Origin of the sequence: Streptomyces roseifaciens (assembly GCF_001445655.1) — a bacterium.
Classification (GTDB): domain Bacteria; phylum Actinomycetota; class Actinomycetes; order Streptomycetales; family Streptomycetaceae; genus Streptomyces; species Streptomyces aureoversilis.
Map to the genome: position 1 here is coordinate 1 of NZ_LNBE01000005.1, position 17,194 is coordinate 17,194.

At 71.4% G+C, this 17,194-nt stretch carries 9 protein-coding genes and 1 tRNA gene; 9 read left to right on the forward strand and 1 reads right to left on the reverse strand.

Annotated elements, in window-relative coordinates; genetic code table 11:
• Positions 1–128 precede the first annotated feature (128 nt).
• A complete protein-coding gene (locus tag AS857_RS33465; RefSeq protein ID WP_058047232.1) occupies positions 129–830 on the forward strand; it encodes a DegT/DnrJ/EryC1/StrS family aminotransferase in 702 nt (233 codons plus the stop codon).
• Positions 831–938: 108 nt separating this feature from the next.
• Positions 939–1,014: transfer RNA gene (locus AS857_RS33470), tRNA-Thr, on the forward strand.
• A gap of 91 nt (positions 1,015–1,105) precedes the next feature.
• Here the strand turns inward: AS857_RS33470 and AS857_RS33475 are convergent.
• Positions 1,106–3,763 (reverse strand): SpoIIE family protein phosphatase, encoded by a 2,658-nt coding sequence (locus tag AS857_RS33475; RefSeq protein WP_058047233.1) that lies wholly within the window; start codon positions 3,761–3,763, stop codon positions 1,106–1,108.
• A gap of 214 nt (positions 3,764–3,977) precedes the next feature.
• Here AS857_RS33475 and AS857_RS33480 point away from each other — a divergent pair, with 214 nt between their 5' ends.
• The 7 genes from AS857_RS33480 (at position 3,978) to AS857_RS33510 (ending at position 17,125) form a co-directional block, all read left to right on the forward strand.
• Positions 3,978–9,485 (forward strand): HAMP domain-containing protein, encoded by a 5,508-nt coding sequence (locus AS857_RS33480; RefSeq protein ID WP_079110895.1) that lies wholly within the window; start codon positions 3,978–3,980, stop codon positions 9,483–9,485.
• 255 nt (positions 9,486–9,740) lie between these two features.
• Positions 9,741–10,427 (forward strand): response regulator, encoded by a 687-nt coding sequence (locus AS857_RS33485; protein ID WP_058047234.1) that lies wholly within the window; start codon positions 9,741–9,743, stop codon positions 10,425–10,427.
• Between the two features lie 104 nt (positions 10,428–10,531).
• Positions 10,532–13,312 carry a DNA translocase FtsK gene (locus tag AS857_RS33490; protein ID WP_058047319.1) on the forward strand — a complete coding sequence of 927 codons (2,781 nt, stop codon included), beginning with the start codon at positions 10,532–10,534 and terminating at the stop codon, positions 13,310–13,312.
• 198 nt (positions 13,313–13,510) lie between these two features.
• On the forward strand, positions 13,511–14,332 hold the full coding sequence (locus AS857_RS33495; protein ID WP_058047235.1) for a helix-turn-helix domain-containing protein: 822 nt from the start codon (positions 13,511–13,513) through the stop codon (positions 14,330–14,332).
• 128 nt (positions 14,333–14,460) lie between these two features.
• Entirely contained in the window at positions 14,461–15,936 is a 1,476-nt protein-coding gene (rimO, locus tag AS857_RS33500) for a 30S ribosomal protein S12 methylthiotransferase RimO (protein WP_079110896.1), read from the forward strand.
• Entirely contained in the window at positions 15,933–16,580 is a 648-nt protein-coding gene (gene pgsA / locus AS857_RS33505) for a CDP-diacylglycerol--glycerol-3-phosphate 3-phosphatidyltransferase (protein ID WP_058047237.1), read from the forward strand. Before rimO ends, pgsA begins: the two co-directional genes overlap by 4 nt.
• Positions 16,577–17,125, forward strand: a complete 549-nt coding sequence (locus tag AS857_RS33510; protein WP_058047238.1) for a CinA family protein — start codon at positions 16,577–16,579, stop codon at positions 17,123–17,125. Before pgsA ends, AS857_RS33510 begins: the two co-directional genes overlap by 4 nt.
• The last annotated feature ends 69 nt before the right edge of the window (positions 17,126–17,194 follow it).

The window sequence follows — 17,194 nt, forward strand, 5'->3', positions numbered from 1 at the left end:
ACGCCGCCGAACAAATTTTAGAAAAAGCTCCGGTAGCTGAACCCAGTTCAGCTACCGGAGCTTTTTTATTTCCACAATGAACTGCGGAGCGTCACGCCGTGTTCACGTCCCCCGGAAACCCTCCAGGCATGGGGACAGTGGAGACGCTCACGGCAGCGGGCATCGGTGCAGGTGACGAGGTCGTCGTGCCGTCGTACGCGATGGCGGACGCGGCCGAGGCGGTCCGTCGGGCCGGAGCCGTGCCCGTGTTCGCGGACATCGACCCGGAGAGCCTCTGCCTGGACCCGGACTCGGTCGCCGCGACGCTCACCCTCCGGGCGGCCGCAGTGATGCCCGTTCACCTCTTCGGCCGCCGCGCCGACCTGGCGGGTCTGCGTGCCGTCGCCGACCGGCGCGGATTGCTCGTGGTCGAGTTCGAGCAGCATGCGCAGTACGAGCCGCCGGCTCCCGTGGACGAGAGCACCAGGCGCAGGTGGGCGAACGCCGCGTACCTGAACGCCAGGCTGCGGGGCGTCGTGACGCCCGCCGTGACCCCGGGCGTTGAGCACAGCTACCACTCCTACGTGGTGCGTGTGCTGGGCAACGGCCGGCCGGACCGCGATGCGTTCGCACGGGCGGTGCGGGCCCGCGGCGTACGGTGCCACGTGCCCGTACAGACGCCCGTGCACCGACTTCCCTCCTACCGGCGGGACTTGTGGCTGGCCGAGACCGAGCGGGCCGCCGATCAGTGCCTGGCGCTGCCCGTCGACGCCGCCACCACCGAGCGGGAGCTGCACCGCGTCGTGGCCGTGTGCAATGCGCTCGGCGGGCTGGTTCCGGAAGCCGCCTGAGAAAAGCTCCTGCAGGGCTCGGCGAGGCACGGCGAGGCTCGGCTTCGACGCCCCGCCCACGTGGTCAAAAGGGCGTACGAACATGGGGTATGCTTTATCTCGTTGCCGGCCCCAATAGCTCAGTCGGCAGAGCGTCTCCATGGTAAGGAGAAGGTCAACGGTTCGATTCCGTTTTGGGGCTCCATGAAAGAAGGCCTCCGCCAATTGGCGGGGGCCTTCTTCGTATTCACGTCCGGTTCACACCCGGACCCGGACCCGAATCCGGGACCGGATCCTCACGGCAGCTCCGGCACCCGCATCGCCAGGATCGCCATGTCGTCGGACGCGGGCTCCGCGGCGAAGCGCTCGACCGCTCGCAGCACCCGGGCGGCCACCGCCCCCGCCGTCAGCCCCGTACAGGTCGTCAGCAGGTCGGTGAGGCCGTCGTCGCCCAGCATGCGCGTGCCCTCGCGGCGCTCGGTCACACCGTCCGTGACGCACAGGAGGACGTCGCCCGGTTCGAGGGTGACCGTCTGCTCGTACAGCTCCAGGTCCTCCATGACGCCCAGCAGCGGCTGCGGGTCGGCCGCCGCTTCCACCGTGCCGTCCTGGCGCAGGCGCAGCGGCAGGGGGTGGCCCGCGCAGACGACCTTGAGGATCGCGCTGCCGTCCTCCTGGGGCCACAGCTCGCCGTACAGCAGCGTCAGGAAGCGGCTGCGTGCGCCCTCGTCGAGGATGGCGGCGTTGAGGCGCTCCAGGACGGCCGGGCCGCCGTAGCCCTCGCGGGCGAGGAGGCGCAGGGCGTGGCGGGCGAGGCCGGTGACGGCCGCGGCCTCGGGCCCCGTGCCGCAGACGTCGCCGATGGCGAAGCCGTAGGCGCCGTCGCGGATGGGGAAGAGGTCGTAGAAGTCGCCGCCGACCTCGTTGCCCTCGCCCGCGGCGCGGTAGATGACGTCGACCTCGACGCCGGGGACGTGCAGCAGCTCCGGCGGGAGGAGGCTGCGCTGGAGGGACTGGCTGATGGCGGTGCGCTCGCTGTAGAGGCGGGCGTTGTCCAGTGCCAGGGCGGCCCGGCGGGAGAGGTCCTCGGCGAGCTCCAGGATCTCCTGGCGGAAGTGGTCGTCGGTGGGCTTGCCGAGGGTGAGCATGCCGATGACGCGGTTGCGGGCGACGAGCGGCAGGACGACGGTCTCTCCGCCGACGGCGGCAGCCGTGGCGAGGGAGGTGCTGGGAGCGGCCGCGTGGCGGTCGCTCTCGGCGATGCCGAGGGTGCGCAGGGAGCCGCGGAGCGCGGCGGCGTGGGCGGCCTCGGAGGGAGAGGTCCAGATGCGGGCGCCGGGCGTGGGGACGGGGTCCGGCGGGGCGAGCCGGCCGAGGAGGGTCTTGAGGCCGTCGATGCGGTCCTCGTCCTCGTGCAGGACGTAGGACAGCTCGGGTTCGGATGCGGGGTCGGCCACGGTGTAGACGGCGCACCAGGTGGCGAGAGTGGGCACCGTCATCTGTGCCATGAGGGCGAGTGTCTGGTCGCGGTCGAGGGTGCCGGCGAGGAGGTCGGAGGCCTCGACGAGGAAGGACAGGGAGCCGCGGCGCAGGCGTTCGAGTTCGTTGAGGCGGGCGCGCTCGACGGCGAGTGCGATGCGGTCGGCGGCGAACTGCAGGCGGAGGGCTTCTTCGTTGCTGTAGCGGCCCGGGGCCTCTGCGGCGACGCCCAGCGAGCCGGTGAGGCGTCCCTCGACCTTGAGGGGGACGGTGACGACGGAGCGCATGCCGGTGTCGTTGAGGAGGGGCACGGCGCCGGGGAGGACGGCGAGGTCCTCGTGGACGGCGGGCATCCGGGCGGAGCCGTAGCGGCCGGTGCCGGCCTCCACGGGGACGCGGGCGAAGCGCTGGCGGGCGGAGGGCAGGCCGGTGGAGGCGCGGACCTCCAGCTCGGTCTCGTCGTCGGTGGCCAGCAGGAGGTAGGCGGCGTCGCCGTCGAGCATGTCGCGGGCGCGCTCGACGGTGCGCTGGAGGAGGCCGTCGAGGTCGTCGGGGGCGGGGGAGCCGATGAAGACCTCGAAGGGGTCGGTGGCGGTGCCCCGGTCGGTGGTGCCGCTGTCGGATGCGGCGGGAGTGCGCTGCAGGCTCTGCAGGACGGCGCGCTCCTCCTCGCGCACCAGCAGGCAGACGGTGGAGGGGGCGCCCTCGGTGTCGCGGACGCGGAGGTGGGAGGCGTAGACGGGCGTGATGCGGCCGTCGGCGCCCCTTATGCCGTAGGACCCCTCCCAGCGGGACAGGCGCAGGGCCTCGGCGATGCCGGTGGAGGTGCCGGGGGTGTGCGGCCAGGCGGCGAAGTCGGTGAGCGGCTTGCCGAGGACCTGCTCGGCGGCGAAGCCGAAGAGGGAGTCCGCGTCGTCGTTCCAGGCGGTGATGCCGCCGCTGCGGTCGAGCTGGACGACGGCGACGCGGACGCGGGCGTCGGCCACCGGCAGGGCCTCGGTGGGCAGGGCGGGGCCCGCGGAGCGGGTGCCCGCGGGGCGGTCGGGCAGGTCGAGCTGGAACCACACCTGCTTGTGGGTGGGGGTGTACTCGACGCCCCAGCGGGTGGCCAGGGCGGCGCACAGCAGCAGGCCGCGGCCTCCCTCGCGGTCGACGCCGCCGATGCGCCGGGCGGAGCTCTGCAGGGGCACCTCGCGCTCCGGATAGCGGTCGGCGACCTCTACGCGCACGCCGGTGGCGGTGCGCATGCACAGGACGTCCGCGGCGGTGCCGGCGTGGACGACGGCGTTGGTGACGAGCTCGCTGGTCAGGACGACGGCGTCGTCGATGATGTCGGGGTGGCCCCAGCCCTGGAGAGTGTCCCGGACGAAGGCACGGGCGGAGGCGACCGAGCGTCCGACCGGCTCGAAGGTGGCGGCAGCCCGCGCGGTGATCACAGGTCTCCTCGTGTAGGTCTCGGCGATCTGCTCACCCATGTCGCAGCGCCCCTCCATTGCCCTGGCCGGATGCCAGGTTACTTACCTTCACCGCACAGGCGGAGGCCGGTGCGAACGGATTCCACCTTGGGAGTGCCCGCGGACCGTGTGCGATGCTGCCGAACTGTTATGGCCTGGCCGGGCCGGGGTGAAACACTGGGAAAGATTGAAGTGGAAGCCCGACGAGGATGATCGACCCTGCGGGAGGGACACGGTGGAGTCTGGCGCGGAGGCGCGGGGCGTGAGCACGCGCGCGAAGGGCGGACGGTCCCGGGCCAATGGGACGACGGAAGTCGACACGGCGGCCTTGACCAGGCTGCTGACGGCACTGTCCGCCATGCGCGACGGAAACTTCCGGAAGCGGCTGACGGTCTCCGGCGACGGGGTGATGGCCGAGATCGCCGCGGTCTTCAACGAGGTCGCGGACCGCAATCTGCAGCTCACCGGGGAGCTGGCCAGGGTGCGCCGGGTCGTGGGCCGTGAGGGCAAGCTCACGGAGCGGCTGGAGGTCGGGGCCTGCGAGGGCGCCTGGGCCGCCGCGATCGACGCGTCGAACGCCCTGGTGGACGACCTGGTGCGGCCGGTGTCCGAGGTCGGGCGGGTGCTGTCGGCGGTGGCCGAGGGCGACCTGGAGCAGCGGATGGACCTGCGCTCGCAGGGGGCGGACGGGTCGGCGCACCCGCTGCGCGGCGAGTTCCTGAAGGTCGGGCGTACGGTCAACGGCCTCGTGGACCAGCTGTCGGCGTTCACCGACGAGGTGACGCGGGTGGCGAGCGAGGTGGGCACCGAGGGCAAGCTGGGCGGCCAGGCCCGGGTGCGCGGTATGTCGGGTTCGTGGAAGGATCTAACGGATTCCGTCAACACGATGGCGTCGAGGCTCACCGCCCAGGTGCGTGACATCGCTCTCGTGACGACGGCGGTCGCCAAGGGCGACCTCTCCCGCAAGGTCACGGTGCACGTGGCCGGGGAGATGCTGGAGCTGAAGAACACCGTCAACACGATGGTCGACCAGCTGTCCTCCTTCGCCTCCGAGGTCACGCGCGTGGCGCGCGAGGTGGGCACGGAGGGCGAGCTGGGGGGCCAGGCGCAGGTGCCCGGCGTCGCGGGCGTCTGGAAGGACCTCACGGACTCCGTCAACCTGATGGCCGGGAACCTGACCGCGCAGGTGCGGGGCATCGCGCAGGTGACGACGGCGGTGGCCAACGGCGATCTGTCGCAGAAGGTGACGGTCAGCGCGCGGGGCGAGATCGCCCAGCTGGCCGAGACGATCAACCAGATGACGGAGACGCTGCGCACCTTCGCCGACGAGGTGACGCGGGTGGCCAGCGAGGTCGGCGCGGAGGGCCGGCTCGGCGGCCAGGCCCAGGTGCCGGGTGCGGCGGGTACGTGGAAGGACCTCACCGATTCGGTGAACACCGCCTTCCGCAACGTCACGACGCAGGTGCGGGACATCGCCCAGGTGACCACGGCCGTGGCCAACGGCGACCTGGGCCAGAAGGTGACCGTCGACGTCTCCGGCGAGATGCTGGAGCTGAAGAACACGGTCAACACGATGGTGGACCAGCTGTCCTCCTTCGGTGCCGAAGTCACGCGCGTGGCGCGGGAGATCGGCGTCGAGGGCGAGCTCGGCGGCCAGGCCGCGGTGCCGGGTGCGGCGGGTACGTGGAAGGACCTCACCGATTCGGTGAACACCGCCTTCCGCAACCTCACGGGGCAGGTGCGCAACATCGCCCAGGTGACGACCGCGGTGGCCAACGGCGATCTCTCGCAGAAGGTGACGGTCGACGTCTCCGGCGAGATGCTGCAGCTGAAGAACACCGTGAACACCATGGTCGACCAGCTGTCCTCGTTCGCCGACCAGGTCACGCGCATGGCGCGCGACGTCGGCACGGAGGGCCGGCTGGGCGGTCAGGCCCGGGTGGACGGCGTCAGCGGCACCTGGAAGGAGTTGACCGACTCGGTCAACTTCATGGCGGGCAACCTCACCTCCCAGGTGCGGCAGATCGCGCAGGTGACCACGGCGGTCGCGCGCGGCGACCTCTCGCAGAAGATCGACGTGGACGCGCGCGGCGAGATCCTGGAGCTGAAGAACACCATCAACACGATGGTCGACCAGCTCTCGGCCTTCGCCGAGCAGGTGACCCGGGTCGCCCGCGAGGTGGGTACGGACGGCAGGCTGGGCGGCCAGGCGCAGGTGCCGGGCGTGGCCGGCGTGTGGCGCGACCTCACGGACTCCGTCAACGGCATGGCGGGCAACCTGACGGCGCAGGTGCGCAACATCGCGCAGGTCGCGACGGCCGTCGCGCGCGGTGACCTCTCGCAGAAGATCGACGTGGACGCCCGGGGCGAGATCCTGGAGCTGAAGAACACCCTCAACACGATGGTGGACCAGCTGTCGTCGTTCGCCGATCAGGTCACGCGCGTGGCCCGCGAGGTCGGCACCGAGGGCATCCTGGGCGGCCAGGCCGAGGTGCAGGGCGTCTCCGGCACCTGGAAGGACCTCACCCAGTCGGTCAACTTCATGGCCAACAACCTCACTTCGCAGGTGCGCAACATCGCCGAGGTGACGACGGCGGTCGCCAAGGGCGACCTGTCGAAGAAGATCACCGTCGATGCGAAGGGCGAGATCCTCGAACTGGTCACCACCGTGAACACGATGGTGGACCAGCTCTCGGACTTCGCGGAGCAGGTGACGCGGGTGGCCCGCGAGGTGGGCACCGAGGGGCAGCTGGGCGGTCAGGCGCGGGTGCGGGACGTCACCGGCATCTGGAAGGACCTCAGCGACAACGTCAACCTGATGGCCAACAACCTCACCAGCCAGGTCCGTAACATCTCGCAGGTCGCGGCGGCGGTCGCCAACGGCGACCTGACCAAGAAGGTGACGGTCGAGGCGCGCGGCGAGGTCGCGCAGCTGGCCGACACCGTCAACACCATGGTGACGACGCTGTCGTCCTTCGCGGACGAGGTCACGCGCGTGGCGCGCGAGGTGGGCACGGACGGCATCCTGGGCGGCCAGGCGCGCGTGCCGGGCGTCAGCGGCACCTGGAAGGACCTCACGGAGTCCGTGAACGCCATGGCCTCCAACCTCACGGGCCAGGTCCGCAACATCGCGATGGTCACCACGGCCATCGCCCAGGGCGATCTCACCAAGAAGATCGACATCGACGCCCGCGGCGAGATCCTCCAGCTGAAGACCACCATCAACACGATGGTCGACCAGCTGTCGTCGTTCGCCGAGCAGGTCACGCGCGTGGCCCGCGAGGTGGGTACGGAGGGCCAGCTGGGCGGCCAGGCCCGGGTGCGGGACGTGGACGGCACCTGGCGCGACCTGACCGAGTCGGTCAACGAGATGGCCGGGAACCTGACCCGTCAGGTGCGGGCCATCGCCGAGGTCGCCACCGCGGTGACCCGCGGCGATCTCAACCTCAAGATCGACGTGGATGCGGCCGGCGAGATCCTGGAGCTCCAGGACAACATCAACACGATGATCGCCAACCTCCGCGAGACCACCCTGGCCAACAAGGAGCAGGACTGGCTCAAGGGCAACGTCGCCCGGATCTCCGGCCTCCTGCAGGGCCGCCGGGACCTGGACGACGTCGCCGGGCTGATCATGAGCGAGCTGACGCCGGTGGTCTCCGCGCAGCACGGCGCGTTCTTCCTGGCCATGCCGACGGGCTCGCCGGGCGGTCAGGGCGCGGAGGAGGGCCGGGACGCCTACGAGCTGCGCATGCTCGGCTCGTACGGTTACTCGATGGGCTCCATGCCCACCTCCTTCCGGCCGGGCGAGACGCTGATCGGCACCGCCGCGAAGGAGAAGCGGACGATCCTGGTGGAGAACGTTCCGCCGGGCTACCTGAAGATCGCCTCCGGTCTGGGCGAGGCGCCTCCGGCGCACGTCATCGTGTTGCCGGTGCTCTTCGAGGGCCAGGTGCTCGGCGTGATCGAGCTGGCCTCGTTCCAGCCGTTCGCGCAGATCCAGAAGGACTTCCTCAACCAGATCGCCGAGATGATCGGCACCAGCGTCAACACCATCAGCGTCAACACCAAGACGGAGATGCTGCTCAAGCAGTCGCAGGAGCTGACCGAGCAACTGCGCGAGCGGTCGGCGGAGTTGGAGAACCGGCAGAAGGCGCTGGAGATCTCCAACGCCGAGCTGGAGGAGAAGTCCGAGCGGCTGGCGCGGCAGAACCGCGACATCGAGGTGAAGAACACCGAGATCGAGGAGGCCCGGCAGGTGCTGGAGGAGCGCGCCGAGCAGCTCGCGGTCTCGATGCGCTACAAGTCCGAGTTCCTCGCCAACATGTCGCACGAGCTGCGCACGCCGCTCAACTCGCTGCTCATCCTCGCGAAGCTGCTCGCCGACAACGCGGACGGCAACCTCTCGCCCAAGCAGGTGGAGTTCGCCGAGACCATCCACGGCGCGGGCTCGGACCTGCTGCAGCTGATCAACGACATCCTGGACCTGTCCAAGGTCGAGGCGGGCAAGATGGACGTCAGCCCGACCCGTATCGCGCTCGTCCAGCTGGTCGACTACGTGGAGGCCACGTTCCGGCCGCTGACGGCGGAGAAGGGGCTCGACTTCTCCGTACGGGTCTCGCCCGAGCTGCCGGCCACGCTGCACACCGACGAGCAGCGGCTGCTGCAGGTGCTGCGCAACCTCCTGTCGAACGCGGTCAAGTTCACCGACACCGGCGCGGTGGAGCTGGTCATCCGGCCGGCCGGCGGGGACGTCCCGGACACCATCCGCGAGCAGCTCCTGGAGGCGGGCTCGCTGCGCGACCCGGACGGTGAGGTGATCGCCTTCTCGGTCACCGACACCGGCATCGGCATCGCGGCCAGCAAGATGCGCGTGATCTTCGAGGCGTTCAAGCAGGCCGACGGCACGACCAGCCGCAAGTACGGCGGCACCGGTCTCGGGCTGTCGATCAGCCGGGAGATCGCCCGGCTGCTCGGCGGCGAGATCCACGCCGCGAGCGAGCCCGGGCGCGGCTCCACCTTCACCCTCTACCTCCCGCTCAACGCCGGTGAGCTGCCGCCCCAGGGCTACCCGCAGCTCGCGCCGGGCAGCCGGCCCGAGCCCGGTGCCGAGCAGGGCGGCGTCGAGGACGTCACGGCCGTCGAGGCGGGCCTGCCGCCGGCCGGGGCGGATACGCTCGCGCGCGGGGCGGCCGGCCTCCTCCTGCGGCGCCAGCGGGCCGCGCAGGCCGCCGCGCAGTGGCCCGCTCCGCCCGCGCCGGGGACCCAGCCGCCGGCCGTCCCCCAGGGCGAGCCGTGGCCGACCGAGCTCCATGGTGACGCAGAGCAACCGACGGCCAAGGACTTCGGGTCCGGGTTCGGCGGGGGCTTCCACGGCGAGAAGGTGCTGATCGTCGACGACGACATCCGCAACGTCTTCGCCCTCACGAGCGTCCTGGAGCAGCACGGGCTCTCGGTGCTTTACGCGGAGAACGGCCGCGAGGGGATCGAGGTGCTGGAGCAGCACGACGACGTCGTGGTGGTCCTGATGGACATCATGATGCCGGAGATGGACGGCTACGCCACGACGGCCGCCATCCGCAGGATGCCGCAGTTCGCGGGCCTGCCCATCATCGCGCTCACCGCGAAGGCGATGAAGGGCGACCGGGAGAAGAGCATCGACGCGGGGGCGTCGGACTACGTCACCAAGCCCGTCGACACCGATCACCTGCTCACGGTGATGGAGCAATGGATGCGCGCCGAGTGAGGAGGAGCCGCACGGGCCGCCCGGCGTTGGCGGGCGGCCGCTGACCGAGTGTGCGCGAGGACGTGTGGGGACCGGGGATTCGGGGAACCTTCTGGTCCCCCACTACGTTTCTGCTACGTGCACAGTGACATCGCGGTGACAGGGTGTGGCGACCGGCGGGGTGCGGCTACCATGACCGGCACAAGGACGGGCGGCGCAAGGGAGTCGTCCCCTGGGGCGGCGCCCGGTGCACTGCCGGGGCGAGGAGGACGGGCCATGGTGCAGAAGGCCAAGATCCTCCTGGTCGATGACCGGCCGGAAAATCTGCTGGCGCTGGAGGCCATCCTCTCGGCGCTCGATCAGACACTGGTACGGGCATCGTCAGGGGAGGAAGCGCTCAAGGCGCTGCTGACGGACGATTTCGCAGTGATCCTGCTGGACGTCCAGATGCCTGGCATGGATGGATTCGAGACCGCGGCGCACATCAAGCGGCGGGAGCGGACGCGGGACATCCCCATCATCTTCCTGACCGCCATCAACCACGGCCCGCACCACACCTTCCGGGGCTACGCGGCGGGTGCGGTGGACTACATCTCCAAGCCCTTCGACCCGTGGGTGCTGCGCGCCAAGGTCTCGGTCTTCGTCGAGCTGTACATGAAGAACTGCCAGCTGCGCGAGCAGGCGGCCCTGTTGCGGCTGCAGCTGGAGAACGGCCAGTCGGGGCGTACGGGCGCTGCGGCCGCCCAGGAGCCCGCGGGGCTGCTCGCCGAGCTCTCCGCACGGCTCGCCGCCGTCGAGGAGCAGGCCGAGGCGCTCACCAAGCAGCTCGACGAGTCCGCCGACGCCGCGGCCGTTGCCACCGCCGCCCACCTCGAGCGCAAACTCACCGGCCTGCGGCGCGCGCTGGACGCCCTGGAGCCCGGGGCCGGCAGCGGAGCGAGCCCGCTGCCCGCTCCCAGCTGACTCTTTGACGCCCTGTCACCCTTGAAAACATTGGGCCACGACACGAACGGGTGAACGCCGGGGCGCGGGTGTCCCACGCGCCCGGCAACGGTAATCTCGGCTCCATGGCCTCACGTACGTCCGGCAAGGGTTCCCAGAGCGCGGCGGGCACCTCGAAGCAGCGTGCCGGGCGCTCCGGGGGCGCCGCCAAGAAGGCAGCGCCCAGGCCCGCGGGACGGGCGCCCGCCAAGAAGGCGCCGCCCCGCAAAGCGCCCGCCAAGAAGGCCGCGGCCAAGCGGGCACCCAAGCGTGCGCCCGCTCCCGCCGGCGGCGTCCGCCGCGTGGGGCGGGGCGTGGCCCACGGCGTGGGCGCGCTGTTCCGCGGCGTCGGCCGCGGCGCGCGGGGCCTCGATCCGGCCCACCGCAAGGACGGCGTGGCGCTGCTGCTCCTGGGCCTCGCCCTGATCGTGGCGGCGGGCACCTGGTCCAGCCTGGAGGGCCCCGTCGGCGACCTGGTGACCATGCTCGTCACCGGCGCCTTCGGCCGGCTCGACCTCGTCGTACCGATACTTCTCGGCATCATCGCGATCCGGCTCTTCCGCCACCCCGAGCGCCCCGAGGCCAACGGACGGATCGTCATCGGTCTGTCCGCGCTGGTCGTCGGCGTCCTCGGACAGGTCCACGTGGCCTGCGGGTCGCCCGGGCGGGGCGACGGCTCGCAAGCCCTGCAGGACGCGGGCGGCCTGATCGGCTGGGCCGCGTCCAAACCCCTGGTCTTCACGGTCGGCGAGGTGCTCGCCGTGCCGCTGCTGGTGCTGCTCACCGTCTTCGGCCTGCTGGTCGTCACCGCCACCCCGGTCAACGCCATCCCGCGCCGCCTGCGGCAGCTGGGGATCCGGCTCGGGCTGATCGAGCCGCTGCCCGGCGAGTACGAGGCGGAGGACGCCGCCGGCTACGCGGAGTACGCCGAGGACTGGCGCGAGGAGCCCGCCGCGCGCCCCCGCCGCGCTGCGACGCGACGGGCCGCCGGGGCGGCCGACCCGGAGCGGGCCGAGGAGGAGGCGCTGAACAAGCGGCGCAAGCCGCGGCGCCCCGCCGGGCAGCCCGTGGAGCCCCCCGCCGGCCGCGAGCCCGACGCGGTCGACATGGCGGCCGCTGCCGCCGCCTCGCTCGACGGGGCCGTGCTGCACGGCGTGCCGCCCACCCCGCTCGTCGCCGGGCTCAGCAGCGGCATCGTGCAGGACGACGGCGGGCAGCCGGGCGCCGTGCCGGGCGCGCGGGGCCGCGGCCAGGGGCCGGGCGCCGTCCAGGACCGCACCAAGGGCGTCCCCGACCTCACCCGCGGCGTGCCGGACCTCACCAAGGCCGCGCCCGCCCCCGACGCGGCCCCGGGCCTGCCCGCGCGCGCCGAGCAGCTCCAGCTCTCGGGCGACATCACCTACTCCCTGCCCACGCTCGACCTGCTGGAGCGGGGCGGGCCGGGCAAGGCGCGCAGCGCCGCGAACGACGCCATAGTGGCCGCGCTGACCACCGTCTTCTCCGAGTTCAAGGTCGACGCCGCCGTCACCGGCTTCACCCGCGGCCCCACGGTCACGCGCTACGAGGTGGAGCTGGGCCCCGCCGTCAAGGTCGAGCGCATCACCGCCCTCGCCAAGAACATCGCCTACGCCGTCGCCAGCCCGGACGTCCGCATCATCTCCCCGATCCCCGGCAAGTCCGCCGTGGGCATCGAGATCCCCAACACCGACCGGGAGATGGTCAACCTGGGCGACGTCCTGCGCCTCGCGGACGCCGCCGGGGACGACCACCCGATGCTCGTCGCGCTCGGCAAGGACGTCGAGGGCGGCTACGTGATGGCCAACCTGACGAAGATGCCGCACATCCTCGTCGCCGGCGCCACCGGCTCCGGCAAGTCCTCGTGCATCAACTGCCTCATCACCTCGCTGATGGTGCGGGCCACGCCCGACGAGGTGCGCATGGTGCTCGTCGACCCCAAGCGCGTGGAGCTGACCGCCTACGAGGGCATCCCGCACCTGATCACCCCGATCATCACCAACCCCAAGCGGGCGGCCGAGGCCCTGCAGTGGGTCGTCCGCGAGATGGACCTGCGCTACGACGACCTGGCGGCCTTCGGCTTCCGGCACATCGACGACTTCAACGCGGCCGTCCGGGCGGGCAAGGTCACTCCTCCGGAGGGCAGCGGACGCGAGCTCTCCCCGTACCCCTATCTGCTGGTGATCGTCGACGAGCTGGCGGACCTGATGATGGTCGCCCCGCGGGACGTCGAGGACTCGATCGTGCGGATCACCCAGCTCGCCCGTGCCGCCGGCATCCACCTTGTGCTGGCCACCCAGCGCCCGTCCGTCGACGTGGTCACCGGCCTGATCAAGGCGAACGTGCCGTCCCGGCTCGCCTTCGCCACCTCCTCGCTCGCCGACAGCCGCGTCATCCTCGACCAGCCGGGCGCGGAGAAGCTGATCGGCAAGGGCGACGGCCTCTTCCTGCCCATGGGGGCGGGCAAGCCGGTCCGCATGCAGGGCGCCTTCGTCACGGAGGCCGAGGTCGCGGCCGTCGTGCAGCACTGCAAGGACCAGATGGCGCCGGTCTTCCGGGACGACGTCACCGTGGGCACGGCCAGGAAGAAGGAGATCGACGAGGACATCGGCGACGACCTGGACCTGCTGTGCCAGGCCGCGGAGCTGGTCGTCTCCACCCAGTTCGGCTCGACCTCGATGCTGCAGCGCAAACTGCGTGTGGGATTCGCGAAGGCGGGCAGACTGATGGACCTGATGGAGTCGCGGGGCATCGTGGGCCCGAGCGAGGGCTCCAAGGCCCGCGACGTCCTCGTCAAGCCCGATGAGCTGGATGCCGTGCTCGCGGTGATCCGCGGGGACGGCGGGTCCTGACGGCGCCGAAGATTCCTGCCCAACCGTTTCTCTCGGCGGCGTGTCGAGTTGAGAAAGGGGGGCGGTCCGATGTTCCACCGTCGGCGCCGCAGAGTCATCTGATGGCGTACAAAGTCCGGCTTCCCGCTTGCCCGCGGCTTTCGTATCCCCCCTAGACTGAACTCCCAGCAGGTGGCTACACGCTCGAAAGGCGCCCACGTGTCCATCGGCAACTCCTCCGCAGACGCAGAAGCAGATGACCGGCCGTCGATCGGCCGGGCTCTCCAGCAGGCCCGTATCAGCGCCGGACTGACCGTCGACGAGGTCAGCTCCACCACCCGCGTGCGCATCCCGATCCTGCACGCGATCGAACAGGACGACTTCTCGCGCTGCGGCGGAGACGTCTACGCACGTGGGCACATCCGCACCCTGGCGGTCACCGTCGGCCTCGATCCGGCCGAGCTGCTCGCGCGCTACGACGCCGAGCGCGGCGGGCGCCCCGCGCCGACCCCCGCGGCACCCGTCTTCGACGCCGAGCGCATCCGCCCCGAGCCCCGCCGGCCCAACTGGACGGCGGCGATGGTCGCCGCGATCGTGGCCGTCGTCGGCTTCGTCGGCTTCACGCTCTTCAACGGCGGCGCCAAGAGCACCAACGGCTCCGTCGCCGCGGACTCGCCCTCCGCCAAGCCCTCCGCCTCGCCGAGCCGGAAGCTGCCCTCGGGCAAGCCGGCCGACCCGAAGGCGGAGCCCTCGGGCAAGGCCATCGCCGGGGCGCCGGCCAACAAGGTCACCGTCAAGCTCGCCGCCGAGAACGGCCAGACCTGGATGTCCGCCAAGGATCACAACGGCAGACTGCTGGAGGAGGGCGTCCTCAAGCAGGGCGATTCCAAGACCTTCACCGACAACACCCGGATCGATCTTGTTCTCGGCAACGCCGGGGCCGTTCGGCTGTTCGTGAACGGCAAGGAAGTCAAGAATGTCGGCGACAAGGGCCAGGTCCAGCGCCTCAGCTACACCAAGGGAGACCCCGTAGCGGGCTGACCTGCGGCGGAAGGCGGGCGCGGACGGCTGGGGGACGCGCCCCCTGGTGATCGTTCTCTCGTGGCCCACCGGCCTCGCCGGGAGCCTCGGCAGCGGATGCGGCTCCGGGACAAAGTAGGCTGAGCCCTATGCCCGAACGCCGTACCGTCGCTCTTGTCACACTTGGCTGCGCCCGTAACGAGGTGGACTCGGAGGAGCTGGCAGGCCGCTTGGCGGCGGATGGCTGGGACCTCGTGGAGGACGCCGCCGACGCCGATGTGGCCGTCGTCAACACCTGTGGCTTCGTCGAGGCCGCGAAGAAGGACTCCGTCGACGCCCTCCTGGAGGCCAACGACCTCAAGGACCAGGGGCGCACCCAGGCCGTGGTCGCCGTCGGCTGCATGGCCGAGCGGTACGGCAAGGAGCTCGCCGAGGCGCTGCCCGAGGCCGACGGCGTGCTCGGCTTCGACGACTACGCCGACATCTCCGACCGGCTCCAGACCATCCTCTCCGGCGGCGTCCACGCCTCCCACACCCCGCGCGACCGCCGCAAGCTGCTGCCGATCAGCCCCGCCGAGCGGCAGAGCGCCGATGTGGCCCTCCCGGGGCACGCCCAGGACACCCCTCCCGACGACCTGCCCGAGGGCGTGGCGCCGGCCTCCGGGCCGCGCGCGCCGCTGCGCCGCCGGCTGGAGTCCAGCCCCGTCGCGTCCGTGAAGCTCGCCTCCGGCTGCGACCGGCGGTGCTCCTTCTGCGCGATCCCCTCCTTCCGAGGCTCCTTCATCTCCCGCCGCCCCTCCGACGTGCTGGGCGAGACGCGCTGGCTCGCGGAGCAGGGCGTGAAGGAGGTCATGCTGGTCTCGGAGAACAACACCTCCTACGGCAAGGACCTCGGCGACATCCGCCTGCTGGAGACGCTGCTGCCCGAGCTGGCGGCCGTCGACGGCCTGGAGCGCATCCGGGTCAGCTACCTGCAGCCGGCGGAGATGCGGCCGGGTCTCATCGACGTGCTGACCTCCACCGAGAAGGTCGCGCCCTACTTCGACCTGTCCTTCCAGCACTCGGCCCCCGGCGTGCTGCGCGCCATGCGCCGCTTCGGCGACACCGACCGCTTCCTGGAGCTGCTCGACCAGATCCGGGCCAAGGCCCCGCAGGCCGGCGCCCGCTCCAACTTCATCGTCGGCTTCCCCGGTGAGACCGAGGAGGACGTCGCTGAGCTGGAACGTTTCCTGACCGGAGCCCGCCTGGACGCCATCGGCGTCTTCGGCTACTCCGACGAGGACGGCACCGAAGCGGCCACCTACGACCACAAGCTCGACGCCGAGACCGTCGCCGAGCGCCTCGCGCACATCTCCCGGCTCGCCGAGGAGCTCACCGCGCAGCGCGCGGAGGAGCGGATCGGAGAGACCATTGAGGTGATGGTCGACCGTGTGGACGAGGAGGACGGCGTGATCGGCCGGGCCGCGCACCAGGCGCCCGAGACCGACGGCCAGGTCCTGCTCGGCGCCGGCCCGGACCTCGTCCCCGGCCGTATGGTCGTGGCCAAGGTGGTGGCGAGCGAGGGTGTCGACCTCGTCGCCGAACCGCTCGGCGACGGAGGGTGTACCGAGGAGGCGGGCAGATGACCGGAGTCCCGGCCTCCGCCACCGGAGGCCATGCCCCGGCGGCAGCCGTAAGGCAGGCCGGGCTGTGGAACATCGCCAACATCCTCACCATGGTGCGGCTGCTGCTCGTGCCCGGGTTCGTGCTGCTGATGCTCCACAACGGCGGCTACGACCCGGCCTGGCGCTCCTTCGCCTGGGCCGCCTTCGCCATCGCCATGATCACCGATCTCTTCGACGGTCATCTGGCCCGGACGTACAACCTGGTCACGGACTTCGGCAAGATCGCCGACCCGATCGCGGACAAGGCGATCATGGGTGCGGCTCTGATCTGCCTGTCCGCACTGGGCGACCTGTGGTGGTGGGTCACCGGCGTGATCCTCTTCCGCGAGATCGGCATCACGCTGATGCGGTTCTGGGTGATCAAGCACGGCGTCATCCCGGCCAGCCGCGGCGGCAAGATGAAGACCCTCGCGCAGGGCGTCGCCGTCGGGATGTACATCCTGGCGCTGACCGGGGCGCTGGCCACCGCTCGCTTCTGGGTGATGGCGGTGGCCGTGGTGTTGACGGTGGCCACGGGGCTCGACTACGTGAAGCAGGCCGTCGTGCTGCGCAGGGCCGGCCGGGCCGCTGCGGGCGCCGGAAACCCGGGGACCGCATCCCGATGAGCACGGCGGGCGACACGTGCACCCCGGCGGCGTCGGCGGTCCTGGCAGCGCTGGTGGCGCGCGGCGAGACCGTCGCCGCCGCCGAGTCGCTCACCGGAGGGCTGGTCGCGGCGGAGCTGACCGCGGCGCCCGGCGCGTCCCGCTCGGTGCGCGGGTCGGTCACGGCCTACGCCACCGAGGTCAAGGCCGCGGTGCTGGGCGTGGACGGGGAACTGCTCGCTGGCCGCGGCGCCGTGGACGGCGAGGTTGCCGGGCAGATGGCCCACGGCGTCCGCGCGCTGCTGGGCGCCGACTGGGGTCTCGCCACAACCGGTGTCGCCGGTCCCGACCCCCAGGACGGCAAGCCCGTCGGGACGGTCTTCGTGGCCGTCGCGGGGCCGGGGGAGCGCACCCGGGTGCGCGAGCTCTCGCTGGACGGGGAGCGCTCCCGGATCCGGTCGGAGAGCGTCCGGTCGGTGCTGGAACTGCTGCTGAACGAACTGACGGAAAACGTGGGCGCAAAGGATACGGAACACAACGGGGGGAATGGATGTTTGCAGCCCTGAGTGAACACGACATAGCTCCCCGCACGGCCGGAGCCCGAGGCGGTACGGTGGGGCGTGAAGGATCCGGAT